Below are 14,700 nucleotides of genomic sequence, written 5' to 3' on the forward strand. Positions count from 1 at the left end.
AGGTAGAGCTACCAATTAGATGCGGGGGAGTCATATCCTACCAAATCTAGATGAACTCCGAATGCCATCAAACACTACCGGCAGTGAGGGCTAGGGTGCCAAGGTCCTAGTCCGAGAGGGAAAGAACCCGGACCATCGTCTAAGGTCCCCAAGTGATAATTAAGTTGAACTAAGGAGGTTCAGTCGCTGAGACAGCCAGGATGTTAGCTTGGAAGCAGCTATTCATTCAAAGAGTGCGTAACAGCTCACTGGTCGAGCGACAGAGCATCGATAATGATCGGGCATAAATTATCCACCGAAGACATGGATTTGTGCGTAAGCACGAGTGGTAGGGGAGCATTCTGACAGGGTCGAAGCAGCATGGTGATGTGTTGTGGACTTGTTAGAAAAGCAAATGTAGGCATAAGTAACGATAAGGCAGGTGAGAAACCTGCCCGCCGATAGACCAAGGTTTCCTGGGCGACGCTAATCGTCCCAGGGTTAGCCGGGACCTAAGGGGATTGCCGAAGGGCATACTCGATGGATATCAGGTCAAAATTCCTGAGCATCCGATAATACTGATGGAGTGACGGAGTGATGCAGTATCTGCGTGCTGACGGAATAGCACGTTGAATAGTGTACCTATAGGGACTATAGTTAAATGCGTAGTCCTTGGGGAAACTAGACAGTACATAGCGACTACGGTCAATGTGATAACGATACGAAACGCTTCCGAGAAAACCTTCTAAGATTATATTATTGGATCCCGTACCCCAAACCGACACAGGTGGTTAGGATGAGTAATCCGAGGCGCTCGAGTGATTCATGGCTAAGGAACTAGGCAAATTAGCCCCGTAACTTCGGGAGAAGGGGCGCCTACTTACTTTTGTAAGAGGCCGCAGCGAAGAAGTCCAGGCGACTGTTTAACAAAAACACATGGCTATGCGAACTCGAAAGATTCAGTATATAGCCTGACACCTGCCCGGTGCTGGAAGGTTAAGAGGGGGAGTTAACTTCGGTGAAGCTCTGAATTGAAGCCCCAGTAAACGGCGGCCGTAACTATAACGGTCCTAAGGTAGCGAAATTCCTTGTCGGGTAAGTTCCGACCTGCACGAATGGTGCAACGATCTGGACGCTGTCTCGGCCATGAGCTCGGTGAAATTGAAGTAGCGGTGAAGATGCCGCTTACCCGCAACGGGACGAAAAGACCCCATGAACCTTTACTGCAACTTAACGTTGGCCGTTGGCCAGGAATGTGTAGGATAGGCGGGAGACTGTGAAGGAGCGTCGCTAGGCGTTTTGGAGTCATTGTTGAAATACCGCCCTTTCCTGTTCGACGGTCTAACGGGCTAAATGTCCGGACATTGTTTGGTGGGTAGTTTGACTGGGGTGGTCGCCTCCAAAAGAGTAACGGAGGCTTTCCAAGGTTCCCTCACGACGGTCGGCAATCGTCGGAAGAGCGCAATGGCATAAGGGAGCCTGACTGCGAGAGAGACATTTCGAACAGGCACGAAAGTGGGACATAGTGATCCGGTGGTACCGCATGGAAGGGCCATCGCTCAAAGGATAAAAGGTACTCTGGGGATAACAGGCTGATCTCCCCCAAGAGCTCATATCGACGGGGAGGTTTGGCACCTCGATGTCGGCTCGTCACGTCCTGGGGCTGGAGAAGGTCCCAAGGGTTGGGCTGTTCGCCCATTAAAGTGGCACGCGAGCTGGGTTCAGAACGTCGTGAGACAGTTCGGTCTCTATCTGTTGCGGGCGTAGGAAATTTGAGAGGCTCTGACTTTAGTACGAGAGGACCGAGTTGGACACACCTCTGGCGTACCGGTTGTTCCGCCAGGAGCATCGCCGGGTACCTATGTGTGGAGCGGATAAGCGCTGAAAGCATCTAAGCGCGAAACCCACCTCGAGATGAGATTTCCATATAAGGGTTGTTATAGATTATGACGTTGATAGGCTTCAAGTGTACGTGTAGAGATACATTCAGCTGAGAAGTACTAATCGCCCAAGAGCTTTTCTTTTACGGTTAGCACTCTAGTAATAGAGTGCTAGCAAAGTTTTTCCTTTTCACTGTCAAATAACTTATTTAGAAGAGTTATTTGGTATTAGTGATTAGATTCGATGATCAAAGACATTAAGATATTGATGGTGTCAATGACGTGGGTGTTCACCTCTTTCCATTCCGAACAGAGCAGTTAAGCCCCACAGTGCTGATGGTACTGGGTTAACCCCCGGGAGAGTAGGTCGACGCCACATTCATTATATATAGAAGGTTAGTTAACACAAGATGTTGACTAACCTTTTTTTGTGGCTATACTTTTTTAAAGTATTAGAATGGTATACAAATATGAAAAACTATTAATAATATTACCAATGGCTAATAAAACTAGAAAATAAAGCCTTTTGTTTTATATTATTGTATGTGTTAAACTAATAATTTATGATGAAAAATTTAATAATATCATTTTTCTTAATTGGAACTATATTATCATGTTCGACAGGGAAAAAACAAAAACCTGCTAAAGTAGTTGGTACAGCATCTAATAATGTTATGCCTAAAGTTACTTCTGGTACTCTAGAAAGAATAGAAAACTTTAAATCTAAATATATAGACTCACGTCTTATTGATGTGTGGTTACCAAATGACTATTCATCAAATAAGAAGTATAGTGTTTTATATATGCATGATGGATTGATGTTATTTGATTCTACAATTTCTTGGAATAAGCAAGAGTGGATGGTTGATGAAAATGTATCAAACTTATTAGCAAAAGGTAAAATACAGGAATGTATTGTAGTAGCTATACCTAATAATGGAAAATATAGATCATCAGAGTATTTACCTCAAAAATCATTGGATGGATTATCGAGTGAATTATTAGATAAAGTAATACAGGAAAGACTTGCAGGAAAGACAATTTCAGATAACTACTTAAAGTTCTTAACTAAAGAATTAAAACCTTATATAGATAATAAATATTCTACTTTAAGTGCAAGAGAGAATACTTTTGTTATGGGATCAAGTATGGGAGGTTTAATATCTCTATATGCAATTTGCGAATACCCAGATGTATTTGGAGGTGCTGGTTGTTTATCTACACATTGGCCAATGGTATATGCTGAAAAGTTTTCTGCAGAAGAAAACCAAAAAATTACAGATGGCATAATATCTTATACGCAAAAGCATTTACCTGATCCGGGTACACATAAAATATATTTTGATTATGGAACTGAAACTCTAGATTCTCAATACGAGCCTTATCAATTAAGAATTGATGAGGTAATGAAAGAGAAGGGATATACAAACTCTAATTGGGAAACTAATAAATTTGAAGGAGAAAATCACTCCGAGAAATCATGGAGTAAACGCTTAAATATACCATTAGAATTTTTAATGGGCACAAAGTAATAATAATGCCGATAATTATATTTAATAGTTATCGGCATTATTATATAGAATAAAATGTGTTTTGAAATTAAGTTAGAGTGACCGTATAAGGTGCACTATCACTTAAGTCAACTTCTATTGTTTGTTTTACTGTTGTTGATAATTCATACCCAACAAAACTAGGTATGACGGGGAATTTATGGTAGCCTCTATCAACTAAAACAGCTACTTGTAATTTTTCGACTCTAACACCTAAAAAAGGTTTGATACTATATGCGAGAGTACGTCCTGTATTAAGAACATCATCTGCGATAATAATAACTTTACCTTCTAAGCTTTCAGGTTCTTTATCTAATTCAATAAATGTTTGAACAGGAGCTGTTTTATCAATTGTAATTTTAGTGAGATTTGAAGGTATATCAGAAATTTTACTGAATTCAGTTTGCAGAAGTTTTGCAAATTGATACCCCATACCTCTAATTCCTGCAAATACTATTTCTTTTGCACCGAAATTATCTTCGTAAACTTCAAATGCAATCCTACGTATTTTTTGGACAATTTTGTCATGAGTAAGTATGACATTGCTAGTTGTCGTCATGATCGTATATAATTTTTATTATAATATTTTAATTATGCTAATTCGAAATCTATTGATCGTTTTTCAATATTTGTCTCTTTAACAATAACTCTTACTTCATCACCTAATTGGAACTTTTCTTTATATTTAGCACCATTTACGGTCATAGTTTCACTATCAAAAATATATTGATCTCCAGTCATAGATTGGTAACGTACTAACCCTTCACATCTACTTTCTTTCAGTTCGATAAACATACCCCAATCTGTTAATCCAGATATAGTACCTTCCATCTCTTCGCCTAAAAATTCTGACATAAATTCAACTTGCTTATACTTTATTGACGCTCTTTCTGCATCAGCAGCAACTTTTTCTCTAGCAGAAGAATGTTTACACTTGTCTTCAAGTACATTTTCATCAGCAGATTTACCTTTATCAAGATAATGCTGAAGTAAACGATGTACCATCATATCAGGGTATCGACGAATTGGAGATGTAAAGTGAGTGTAATGATCAAAACCTAAACCATAATGTCCTTCAGGAGTTGTGGTATAAATGGCTTTAGCCATTGTTCTGATAGCTTGTTGCTCAATAATATTTTGTTCTGGTTTACCTTCAACTTCACCTGTTAAGGCATTCATTGAATGTGCTAATTTCTTTTGACTTAAATCAATATCATAGCCAAAACGTTTAGCAAAACTTGCAAACTTAAGAAGCTTATCAGGGTCAGGATCACCGTGTACACGGTATACCATTGTACAAGGTTTTCCATCTTCTTTTTTACGGAAGATAAACTCAGCAACTCTTTTATTGGCAAGAAGCATAAACTCTTCAATCATTTTATGAGCATCCTTACGGATTTTTGGAGTTAACCCAATAGGTTTACCATTCTCATCTAAATCAAATTTCAGTTCAATAGACTCAAAAGAAATTGCACCATTTTTAAAACGTTCGTCTTTTAATTTATGTGCAATATCATTAAGAATATTAATATCTTCTTGGAAGTCTCCTTCTTTAGATTCTATTCGTTCCTGAGCTTCCTCATACGTAAATCTTCTATCTGAATGAATTACAGTACGGCCAAATGATTGTTTGTGCACTTTACCTGTTTCATCCATCTCAAAGATTGCTGCAAAGGCAAGGCGGTCCACATTTGGATTCAATGAACACAATCCATTAGAAAGTTTTTCAGGAAGCATAGGTACAGTTCTGTCTACTAAATAAACAGATGTAGCTCTTTTTAATGCCTCTTCTTCCAACTGTGTTTCTGGTTGAACATAATGAGATACATCAGCTATATGTACTCCAATTTCATAATGACCATTTTTCATCTTACGAATAGATAATGCATCATCAAAATCTTTTGCAGTAAGTGGGTCAATAGTGAATGTAGTTCTATTTCTAAAATCTTTTCTTTTTGCTATTTCTTCTTCAGGAATTTCATCTTCAATAAGTTCAGCCTCAGCTTCTACTTCTTTAGGGAATTCAAAAGGAAGACCAAATTCAAACATTATAGAGTGAATTTCCGTATCATTCTCACCAGACTTACCAAGTACTTTAGTTATTTTACCAATTGGAGATTTATCATTTTCTTTCCATTGAGTAATTTTTGCAATAACCTTATCTCCATCTTGAGCATCACCTATTTTATCTCTAGGGATAAATAAGTCATAAAACATCTTACGGTCAGAAGCTATAACAAAGGCAAAACGATCTGAAATTTGAAGTTTACCAACAAACTCATCACGTTCTCTTTTTAAGATCTTTGTAACTTTTGCTTCATCACGTTTTCTTTGTCTATTAAAAAACGTAGTAAATTCTACTTTATCTCCGTGTAGAGCTCTATTCATGTTTGGTAAAACAATACGTATATCGTCTACCTTTTCATCACCCTCGGTGTCTACAACAAGGAATGCGAATTTAGGATTAACAAAATCAATAGTAGCAGTACGAGATGTTCTTAACTCATCGTCTAGAAGGATTGACTGGTAATTTTTACCTTTTAATTTGATCTTTCCTTCATCTGCTAAATTGATAAGAATATATTTTAGTTTATCTTTATCTGTTTGGCTTTTGATCTTTACATCCTTAGTGATTTGTCTAAGACTAAACCCATGTTCAGGAGATGAATTTAAAAGATCAATAATATTTTGTATAACATGAGAATTCAAGCTACTTCTTCTTTGAGGCTTTTTCTTTCCTCTAGAATTCTCTTTTTTATTCTTTTTTTTGACTTTTGACATGTTTTTGATTTACATCTGAAAAAAGATGAAACAAGATGCTTATATTAAATAAAGGTGGACGTCATCATCTTGTTACTTCTGCTAAATTACGATAAAATCCTAGTTATAGGACGATGATTATAGAACTATGTTGCGAAGTTTATATATAACCCTTCAATTTTTATTTTTATTTACTCAAATTCAAGCTCAAGAGCTCAAAAAGCTTTGGGTTCATGAAGAGATTCTTAAGTGTGCATCTTTAACTATGGACGCAATGTATAAATGGGATTTTGAAAGAGCGGATAGTCTGTTAATTGATTATAAAGAATTAATGCCTAATCATCCCTCTTTACCTTTATTCCATGCAATGGATATGTATTGGAAATCTACTCCTTTTGATTATTATGATGATGATAAAATGAGTGAGTTTTTTGGCTATTTAGATGATTGTATTGATAAATGTGAAGTAATAATTGATAAAGATAAAAATGATAATGAAGCAGTATTCTTTTTATTATTAGCAAGGAGTTTAAAAGCAAGAGCTTATAATTATAGTGGTTCTACTTGGAAAGCTGTATCTGAAGCAAAGCAAGTATATTCTTTAACACGCTACAGCATTAAGCATATTCAAGAATTTGATGAGTTTAATTTTTCTGCAGGAGTGTATAATTATTACCGAGAGTTTTACCCTGAAAGTCATCCCATTTATAAACCTTTCTTAAGTTTCTTTCCTTCTGGAAATAAAGAACTAGGTATAGAGCAATTAACAACGGCAATGAATTATAGCATTTTTACTAATGCAGAGGCAGAGAAGTATTTGATGTGGATTTATTCTCATGATAATAATTTAAAAGCAACAGAGATTGCATATAATATTTTTGATAAATACAGTAATAATGAATGGTATTTATTTGATGCGTTACTGGTTTTATCACGTTTTAATTTATTAAATGATTCTATAGCTGTCAGTAAAATAAATCAATTATCAAATTCTAATAGTGATTTTTATAATTGTGCAGGATTCTTAATTGATGCCATAAGGTTATATCAAGCGAATGAGATTGAAAATTCTTTTGATAAATTTAAAGCTGTAGAAAATGAATTCCCACAGCTTTCAACACAGCAAAAATATTTAGAAGCACCATTATATGCCTATTTATATTCGATATATAAAATTAAAAGAGACCCAGTAAATAGTAAAAAATATTATAAACTAGCTCTTAATACTACTTATGGAGAAATGATTATTGATGCAATAGAACAATCTCATCAATAATAAATATTCTTATTCAAAAAGATCTTTTTGTGTAAATTTAAATGGTAAAAGGTCTGAAACGGATGCTAATTCATAAATATCATTTACACCTTTCATAATAACCCTAATTGGTTTTTCTTGCTTTGCTTCATATTCTAACATTGCTTGTCTACATGCACCACAAGGAGATATTGGTATAAAGGTATTCTCTTCTCCTTTTCGCGCAGCAATTGCAATTGTCTTTATCGTTTTATTAGGGTATGTTGCACCAGCAAAATACATTGCAGTTCTCTCTGCACACATTCCTGATGGGTAAGCAGCATTCTCTTGATTATTACCCGAAATAATTTCACCATTTTCAAGAATTAAAGCAGCTCCAACGTTAAAATTAGAGTAAGGTGCATAAGAACTAAATGTTGCTTTCTCTGCTAGGGATAATAATTTTTGATCTTCATTAGATAACTCCTCTAGATTAGAGTAAGCAATGATTTCAATGTTTAGGTTTACTTTTTTTGCCATAATTACTATTCGTTTTGAAAAGTAAGATACAGAAAAAGCCTTTAGAATTATATTCTAAAGGCTTTCATTAAGAAACAATAGATTAAAATACTGTAAAAGTACTATTTACCAGAACCTTTACGTTTTACATCCTTGATATCTTTTCTAACATTGTCATCATAAGCAACAATCCAGGCATCTTTAACACCCATTGCTCTCATATATTTTTTAAACTGATCAGCTTCTCCATAATCACGGAAGTAAGCAATAGTGTACTTTTTTAAACCATCTTCATCTTCCATCCAAAAGTTTCCTTTGTCTTGGAATTTAGATAGATCACGGTTTTTGAATGCACCAATTTGCACTTTATAGACAACCCCTTTAGCATAGTCATCTCCAGAAGCAGAAACATTGTTATCCATCTTCTTTTTAAGCTTATCAAGCTCGGCACGTAAATCAGCAATTTCATTATCTTTTTCTTTTAACTTAGAGTCAAAAGCTTCTTTTTCTTGCTCTAATTTAGATATTTCAGCTTTTAAACCTGAAGCTTGACCACGAAGAGTATTTAACTCTTGTGTCATATCTCTAAATTTTAATGGATCAGTTTCTTTTAATTTCTTTTTCCACTCTTTAATTTCTTTTTTCTCGCTCTTCTTGTCATTAGAAGATTTGCTTTTCTTCTTTTTCTGAGCTAACGCATCATTGTCGATTGCTATTGCACTAAAAGCTACTAGAAGTAGTATAAAGATCCTTTTCATGGTAATTGTTTTTTCAATACGGTGTTAAGTTTATAACACAGAAAAAAGAGTTTTATTTTATGGATGAATAAAAAAATGAAGTTTTTATCTCAAAAATGACATAAAGATTATTTTTGATAAAACAGTGTTCAATGTTTGTGCCATTATATTACATAAAAATCCGTCAACATTAAAAACTTTTGATTAGTTCTTTTAAATTCGTGTTTTATTTAGAGGAATAGATTTAATCAGACTAGATAATTATACTATAATTCTTATCTATCTTATCCAAAATATATAATTATGAATGCAGTCATACAAAGAGTTACTTCTGCAAAAGTAGAAATAGGGAATGTCATAAAAGGGCAAATTCAGAGTGGTTTTATGATATTGTTAGGTGTAGCTCAGAATGATAATGATTCTGATGTGAAGTGGTTAGCAAAAAAAATTGTAGGAATGCGAATTTTTTCTGACGAAGAAGGGAAAATGAATAAAGCATTAGGAGATATAGATGGTAATATTTTATTGATTTCTCAATTTACTTTACAAGCTAGTACTAAAAAAGGTAATCGCCCATCGTATTTAAATGCGGCTGCCCCAGATAAAGCAGTTCCATTATATGAAAATATGATAAATGAATTACAAGAGTTATTAGGTAAAAAAATAGAAACAGGTGAATTTGGGGCTGATATGCAAGTTTCATTGTTAAATGATGGTCCTGTTACAATAATAATCGATACAAAAGATAAGAAATGAGGCACCTTAAAATATTAGTTTATACTATTATTCTCATATGCTCTACGTATTCTAAAGGAATAGCATCAAGCTTTCCTTTAGAAGATAAATGGCTTATTTATGAGAAACAAGTAACAGGTTTTGTACCTTATTTCCCATCAGAACATCCTTTTGTAAAAAACTTTTATTTGCTTTTAGATATCCAATACCTTGGAGGTTTAGGAGTAGAGGTTGTTCTTACAAATGGAGATGCTGTATTTTTAAATAATCAACTCAAAGAAGTTGCCAAGGAAGGTAATAGTACTGTTTATTTCTCTTATGAAAGATTGAAGAAAGAAGCTAAAAATACTGGAGAAGTATTACTAGTGGTAAATACAACCAATGGTAAATGTCCTTTAGGCTTTATGGTAGATCAACAATATGATGCAACATTACTAAGAGAATCAATTACTAAAACTGAAGAAGTAACTTTATTAAGTCGATCAGACTCTAATTTTAGATCCTATTTATTAATGTGGTCATTAGTAGTATTTTTCATAGTTGGGATCGTATCTAAGGTTGGTGGACTAAAAACTGCAGGTAGTGAAATTTTGAAATCTTTTGAGGGTGTAACCTTAGGAAGGTCAGAAATGAATAAAGTTAATTCATTACAATTTTTAATGTTTATTCTGTCATTTGCATTAGTTGCGAGTTTAACTGTAATGCTATTTGGAGCTGGAAATTTATGGTTATCTAGAGCAACATCTGAGGTCATGAACTCGACAGTATCTTCTTTTCTTTTAAATATATTTTCTATAATCCTCTCAATTTTAGCTTTTGTAGCTTTTAGATTGATAGTTATTTATGTTTTAGGTGGAGTTTTTGGAAATTCTCAAATTTCGTCAATTCATGGTGTTGAGTTTTATAAATTAACATGGGTTTATGTTCTGTTTTACATGGTTTTATGTGTATTTTGGACATTAAATCCTTTTTACATTTCATGGGAATTTATGCGTTATTTTTTAGGGATTACCTTCTTTCTAAAAAGTTTTTTAGTGTATATAGCTGTATCTAAACAAGTAAACCTTAGAAATAACTATTTATTTTCGTATTTTTGCGCGACCGAATTCCTTCCTTCGCTTGTTGCTGTGAAGGTTTTCTTTAGTTGATTTCTTATAACTCACAAACTTGTCTCTACCAAGAGGCTGTTTTATAAATAGATATACATACATGACAAATGACATAGCAGGAAAAGAAGTGAAGAAAGCTGTGAAGTCAATTTTGGTGTCTCAGCCTGAACCCTCAAATCAAAATTCTCCTTATCATAAATTAGGAGAAAAGTATGGGGTTAAGATTGATTTTCGCCCTTTTATTGAAGTAAAAGGAGTGACGGCTAAAGAGTTTAGAACTCAGAAGATTAATATCCTAGAACATACAGCAGTAATCTTTACATCAAGAAATGCAATAGACCATTTCTTTAGATTATGTAAAGAACTTAAAGTTGAAGTGCCTGCTGATATGAAGTACTTCTGTATTTCTGAACAAACAGCTAATTATTTACAGAAATATATCGTTGTTAGAAAACGTAAGCTGTTTACAGGTTACAAAACGGCAAAAGATATGTTTGATCTCTTTAAGAAATTTAAAGGTGAAAAATATCTATTCCCATGTTCTGATATCAGAAAAGAAGACATTCCTAATTATATGGATGCTAATGGAATAGAAATGAATGAGGCAATTATTTATCGTACAGTTGCTGCTGATCTATCAGATCTAAGCAATATTTATTATGACATGATTGCATTTTTTAGCCCTTCTGGAATTAAATCTTTGTTTACTAATTTTGCTGATTTTGAGCAAAAAGAAACAAGGATAGCTGCTTTTGGTCCAACAACAGCCGCAGCAGTTCGTAATGCAGGTTTACATTTAGATGTAGAAGCTCCATTGCCAAATGCTCCATCTATGACTGGTGCAATTGAATTATATATCAAAGAAGCGAATGAAGTGTAAAAACTTTATTTAAAAATATTGAACGCCACATATTCATTTATGTGGCGTTTTTTTTTACCTTTTTTTCATGGAAAGGTTCTTAATTTTTTGTTAATTGTATAAGAGGTTGATGATTTAATAAACAGTAAGCAATTCTATTGTAAAACATAAACTATTTATTCAACCTTACTTATCTCAATCAAAATAGGTAGTAAATTTTACCTGACTTTAATATTATGCAGCTAATAAAACCCTTATTTTTAAGTAGCTTATTATTCTTAATTACTCTAACCTCAGGTATTGCACAGCAAGACCCTCAGTTTACTCAGTATATGTTTTCTAAGCCATTTCATAATCCAGCAGCAGTTGGAATGACTTCAGATAATGCAGAAGCATCTTTACTCCATAGAACACAATGGTTAGGTTATGAAGGTACTTTTGACGATGATGGGACATTAAATACGCAATTTTTTTCATTATCGGCTCCAATCCAATCTAAACGTTTAGGAGTAGGGCTGCATATTGTAAATGATGATGTAGGATTGTTAAGTAATTTAGAAGCCCAAGTTTCAGTCTCTTATTATGTTCCAGTAAAGAATGGTACACTTTCTTTTGGATTGAGAGGAGGTGTTTATGATAGATCTGTAAATACTGATCGTCTACGCTTTGTAAATGATCAAGACCCATTTTTTAAATCAGGAGAAGCAATGAATTCAATTGTACCTGATGTATCTGCTGGGATTTATTATCAAAATGAAAGATTATATGCAGGAGTTGCTGCTAAGCATTTATTAGAATCAGATTTTGTTGGAGGTATAAACAGCCCTTTTAGTGCTTTAGGAATGTCCTTTAATGGAATGTTTGGGATGTCTTTTGATGTAACAAATAATGTAGTACTTCAACCTTCAGTATTATTGAAATCAGATCTTAACTCACTTTCTTTTGATTTTACTTTACTCGCAAATTTACAAGAATGGGTTTATGTTGGTGCAGGAGTTAGAGAGATTGAAGCATTAAGTTTGTTAGCTGGAGTCTACGTTTTAAAGAGTAGAACATTGCATATAGGCTATGCGTTTGATTATACTTTAGAGAATCAGACAGCAAAAGCTCCTACCAGTCATGAGATTTTATTATCATTTAGCTTTAGTGCTTTTGGCAGTAAGAAACCATCAGCAATTCGTACACCTAGATATAGACACGACTAATTAAAGTACTTTTTATAGTTAACTTTTTATTTTTTTTCAATTCAAATACGTTTTTGGATTCATTTTTGTTTTGTTTCAAAATGAAGTTGAAAGTTAAAGTTTATTAACTATCAATAAAATCAAATAGAAACTTAATTAATCCAACCGGATAAATTTTTTTAATATGAAAAGCTTGTCAATAAAAAGGCTAACGGGAGCGTTAAGCATTTTGGCTGTCTTAACTCAGAGTTGTGGAGGAGGCGGCCTACTAGGAGGTGGAGACGGCTCTGATGGAGGAGAGCTTATCGGCTCTCAAGATCGACCTGAATGGGATGCACAAGTTGTACCTTATGGTATGACAGCCGTACCTGGTGGAACATTCCACATGGGACAGGCAGATGAAGATATCACCTATTCGATGATCAACATGAATAAGCAAGTTACTATTAGTGGCTTCTTTATGGATGAGACGGAGATTACTAATAATGAATACCGTCAATTTATCGAAGGTATGGAAGCTGAATCTGACACTAGTGCAGATTGGACTTTCGAACAAATTCAAGAAGAATTAAGACCAGACACAACAGTTTGGGAAAAAGACTTCTCTTACCATATGGGTGAGCCAATGCAAGATTACTATTATAGCCATCCTGCATTCGATGATTATCCAGTTGTTGGTGTTACTCGTAGAGCTGCAGTTGAATTCTGTGCTTGGAGAACAAGACACTATAATGGTTATAGAACAGAACAAGGTATGGCAGAGATGCCTGCATTTAGATTACCAACAGAAGCAGAATGGGAATATTCAGCAAGAGGTGGTCTTGATATGGCAAAATATCCATGGGGTGGCCCTTATGTGAGAAACGGTAAAGGTTGTGCATTAGCTAACTTTAAGCCAGGTAGAGGTAACTATTATGATGATGGTTATTCTTATACATCTCCAGTAGCGGCATATTTCCCTAACGGATTCGGATTATATGATATGTCTGGAAATGTTGCAGAATGGTGTGATGATGCGTATAACCCATCAGGATATCCAATTGTATGGGATTTAAACCCAACATATACTGATCCAAACGAACCAAAGAAAATCGTAAGAGGAGGATCTTGGAAAGATATTCCTTATTATATTCAAACGGGTACAAGATCTTATGAGTTTGAAACTCAAGCTAGATCTTATATCGGGTTTAGATGTGTGATGATTAACTTAGGTAGATCATCAGGATTCGATTATTAGATTCTAAAAAAAAGTCAAGTGAGCCAGTTCTTGGACACAACATTATCCACAACAATCAATTAGAAAATTTTAAGCAGACGTAAAATGAGCAATTTACACGAGACGGGAAGAGAAAAGATCTTCAGAGTATATGTTCCTATTTTGACTAACCTTGGTGCATCAGTAGTAATTATTGGAGCCATGTTCAAAATTCTTCACTTACCTAACGGTGGTCCAATTTTGGCAGCAGGTTTGGTTACAGAAGCATTATTATTCTTTATTGGTGCATTTGCTCCAGCAGCACCATTTGAAAAGCATTATGATTGGGCACTTGCTTATCCAGAATTATTAAGTGAAGATGCTGTTAAAGCTCCTTCTAAAAAGGCTAAAGCAGACCCAAAGAAAGATATTGCAGCTTTAGGTGCAATGGATAAAATGTTAGCAGATGCTAAATTGACTCCAGAAGTATTCAAGAATTTCGGTTCTGGAATGGATAATTTAAATAAATCAGTTGGTCAGATGAAAAGCGTTGCAGGTGTTGCAGGTGCTTCTGATGAATACTCTCGTAGTTTACAAGTAGCAACTAAGTCAATGGGTGATTTAAATAAATCATTCTCAACTACAGTTACTGCTATGAAAACAATGGAAGGTACAGCTGCTGATTCTAAAGCTCACCAACAACAAGTTCAAGCAATTACTAAGAACTTAGGTGCATTAAACGCTGTTTACGAAATGGAATTAAAAGATGCTAATAACCATCTTAAGACAATTAATAAATTCCATGGTAATTTAGCAACTGCAGTTCAAAGTATGGATGAAGCAAGTAAAGAAGCTTCTAAATTCAAAACGCAAATGTCGACATTGACAACTAACTTAACTCAGTTGAACAATGTCTATGGTAAAATGCTAACTGCGATGAAAGGCTAATAAGTCTTTTA

12 protein-coding genes and 2 rRNA genes (1 of these 14 running past the window's edge) are annotated in these 14,700 nt (G+C 34.5%); 10 read left to right on the forward strand and 4 right to left on the reverse strand.

The window, feature by feature from the left end; genetic code table 11:
* The 3 genes from EI427_RS19160 to EI427_RS19170 form a co-directional block, all read left to right on the forward strand.
* Positions 1–2,003, forward strand: a 23S ribosomal RNA gene (locus EI427_RS19160); it begins 874 nt to the left of the window's first position.
* A 123-nt stretch (positions 2,004–2,126) separates the two neighbouring features.
* A 5S ribosomal RNA gene (gene rrf / locus EI427_RS19165) occupies positions 2,127–2,238 on the forward strand.
* A 184-nt stretch (positions 2,239–2,422) separates the two neighbouring features.
* A complete protein-coding gene (locus EI427_RS19170; RefSeq protein WP_240655332.1) occupies positions 2,423–3,391 on the forward strand; it encodes an alpha/beta hydrolase in 969 nt (322 codons plus the stop codon).
* A 67-nt stretch (positions 3,392–3,458) separates the two neighbouring features.
* Here EI427_RS19170 and EI427_RS19175 read toward each other — a convergent pair whose 3' ends face one another.
* Both EI427_RS19175 and rnr read right to left on the reverse strand, forming a co-directional pair.
* The gene (locus EI427_RS19175) at positions 3,459–3,968 is read right to left on the reverse strand and encodes a phosphoribosyltransferase family protein (RefSeq protein WP_126617759.1); all 510 of its coding nucleotides are present in this window, start codon (positions 3,966–3,968) and stop codon (positions 3,459–3,461) included.
* Positions 3,969–4,000: 32 nt separating this feature from the next.
* The gene (gene rnr, locus EI427_RS19180) at positions 4,001–6,190 is read right to left on the reverse strand and encodes a ribonuclease R (RefSeq protein WP_126617761.1); all 2,190 of its coding nucleotides are present in this window, start codon (positions 6,188–6,190) and stop codon (positions 4,001–4,003) included.
* Between the two features lie 244 nt (positions 6,191–6,434).
* On the opposite strand from rnr, the gene EI427_RS19185 reads away from it, so the two are divergent.
* The gene (locus EI427_RS19185) at positions 6,435–7,445 is read left to right on the forward strand and encodes a hypothetical protein (protein ID WP_170178546.1); all 1,011 of its coding nucleotides are present in this window, start codon (positions 6,435–6,437) and stop codon (positions 7,443–7,445) included.
* 9 nt (positions 7,446–7,454) lie between these two features.
* Here EI427_RS19185 and cdd read toward each other — a convergent pair whose 3' ends face one another.
* Positions 7,455–7,943, reverse strand: a complete 489-nt coding sequence (cdd, locus tag EI427_RS19190) for a cytidine deaminase (protein ID WP_126617765.1) — start codon at positions 7,941–7,943, stop codon at positions 7,455–7,457.
* A gap of 101 nt (positions 7,944–8,044) precedes the next feature.
* Positions 8,045–8,680: a coiled-coil domain-containing protein gene (locus tag EI427_RS19195; protein WP_126617767.1), complete on the reverse strand. Its 636-nt coding sequence runs from the start codon at positions 8,678–8,680 to the stop codon at positions 8,045–8,047.
* 282 nt (positions 8,681–8,962) lie between these two features.
* Here EI427_RS19195 and dtd point away from each other — a divergent pair, with 282 nt between their 5' ends.
* From dtd to porL, 6 genes are all read left to right on the forward strand, one after another.
* A complete protein-coding gene (gene dtd / locus EI427_RS19200; protein ID WP_126617769.1) occupies positions 8,963–9,415 on the forward strand; it encodes a D-aminoacyl-tRNA deacylase in 453 nt (150 codons plus the stop codon).
* Positions 9,412–10,542, forward strand: coding sequence for a DUF4271 domain-containing protein (locus tag EI427_RS19205; RefSeq protein WP_126617771.1), 1,131 nt, complete (start codon positions 9,412–9,414; stop codon positions 10,540–10,542). Before dtd ends, EI427_RS19205 begins: the two co-directional genes overlap by 4 nt.
* Before the next feature lie 61 nt (positions 10,543–10,603).
* Positions 10,604–11,383 carry a uroporphyrinogen-III synthase gene (locus EI427_RS19210; protein ID WP_126617773.1) on the forward strand — a complete coding sequence of 260 codons (780 nt, stop codon included), beginning with the start codon at positions 10,604–10,606 and terminating at the stop codon, positions 11,381–11,383.
* Positions 11,384–11,598: 215 nt separating this feature from the next.
* The gene (locus tag EI427_RS19215; RefSeq protein WP_126617775.1) at positions 11,599–12,567 is read left to right on the forward strand and encodes a PorP/SprF family type IX secretion system membrane protein; all 969 of its coding nucleotides are present in this window, start codon (positions 11,599–11,601) and stop codon (positions 12,565–12,567) included.
* 163 nt (positions 12,568–12,730) lie between these two features.
* A complete protein-coding gene (porK, locus tag EI427_RS19220; RefSeq protein WP_126617777.1) occupies positions 12,731–13,783 on the forward strand; it encodes a T9SS ring complex lipoprotein PorK/GldK in 1,053 nt (350 codons plus the stop codon).
* 84 nt (positions 13,784–13,867) lie between these two features.
* Positions 13,868–14,689, forward strand: coding sequence for a type IX secretion system motor protein PorL/GldL (porL, locus tag EI427_RS19225; protein WP_126617779.1), 822 nt, complete (start codon positions 13,868–13,870; stop codon positions 14,687–14,689).
* Positions 14,690–14,700 lie beyond the last annotated feature (11 nt).

The sequence above is a fragment of the Flammeovirga pectinis genome (genome assembly GCF_003970675.1).
GTDB classification, from domain to species: domain Bacteria; phylum Bacteroidota; class Bacteroidia; order Cytophagales; family Flammeovirgaceae; genus Flammeovirga; species Flammeovirga pectinis.

Excerpts from the sequence above, each read along its gene's own strand:
- EI427_RS19170 (WP_240655332.1), top strand. The coding sequence starts at position 2,423 with ATGATGAAAAATTTAATAATATCATTTTTCTTAATTGGAACTATATTA.
- EI427_RS19175 (WP_126617759.1), bottom strand. The coding sequence starts at position 3,968 with ATGACGACAACTAGCAATGTCATACTTACTCATGACAAAATTGTCCAA.
- rnr (WP_126617761.1), bottom strand. The coding sequence starts at position 6,190 with ATGTCAAAAGTCAAAAAAAAGAATAAAAAAGAGAATTCTAGAGGAAAG.
- EI427_RS19185 (WP_170178546.1), top strand. The coding sequence starts at position 6,435 with ATGGACGCAATGTATAAATGGGATTTTGAAAGAGCGGATAGTCTGTTA.
- cdd (WP_126617765.1), bottom strand. The coding sequence starts at position 7,943 with ATGGCAAAAAAAGTAAACCTAAACATTGAAATCATTGCTTACTCTAAT.
- EI427_RS19195 (WP_126617767.1), bottom strand. The coding sequence starts at position 8,680 with ATGAAAAGGATCTTTATACTACTTCTAGTAGCTTTTAGTGCAATAGCA.
- dtd (WP_126617769.1), top strand. The coding sequence starts at position 8,963 with ATGAATGCAGTCATACAAAGAGTTACTTCTGCAAAAGTAGAAATAGGG.
- EI427_RS19205 (WP_126617771.1), top strand. The coding sequence starts at position 9,412 with ATGAGGCACCTTAAAATATTAGTTTATACTATTATTCTCATATGCTCT.
- EI427_RS19210 (WP_126617773.1), top strand. The coding sequence starts at position 10,604 with ATGACAAATGACATAGCAGGAAAAGAAGTGAAGAAAGCTGTGAAGTCA.
- EI427_RS19215 (WP_126617775.1), top strand. The coding sequence starts at position 11,599 with ATGCAGCTAATAAAACCCTTATTTTTAAGTAGCTTATTATTCTTAATT.
- porK (WP_126617777.1), top strand. The coding sequence starts at position 12,731 with ATGAAAAGCTTGTCAATAAAAAGGCTAACGGGAGCGTTAAGCATTTTG.
- porL (WP_126617779.1), top strand. The coding sequence starts at position 13,868 with ATGAGCAATTTACACGAGACGGGAAGAGAAAAGATCTTCAGAGTATAT.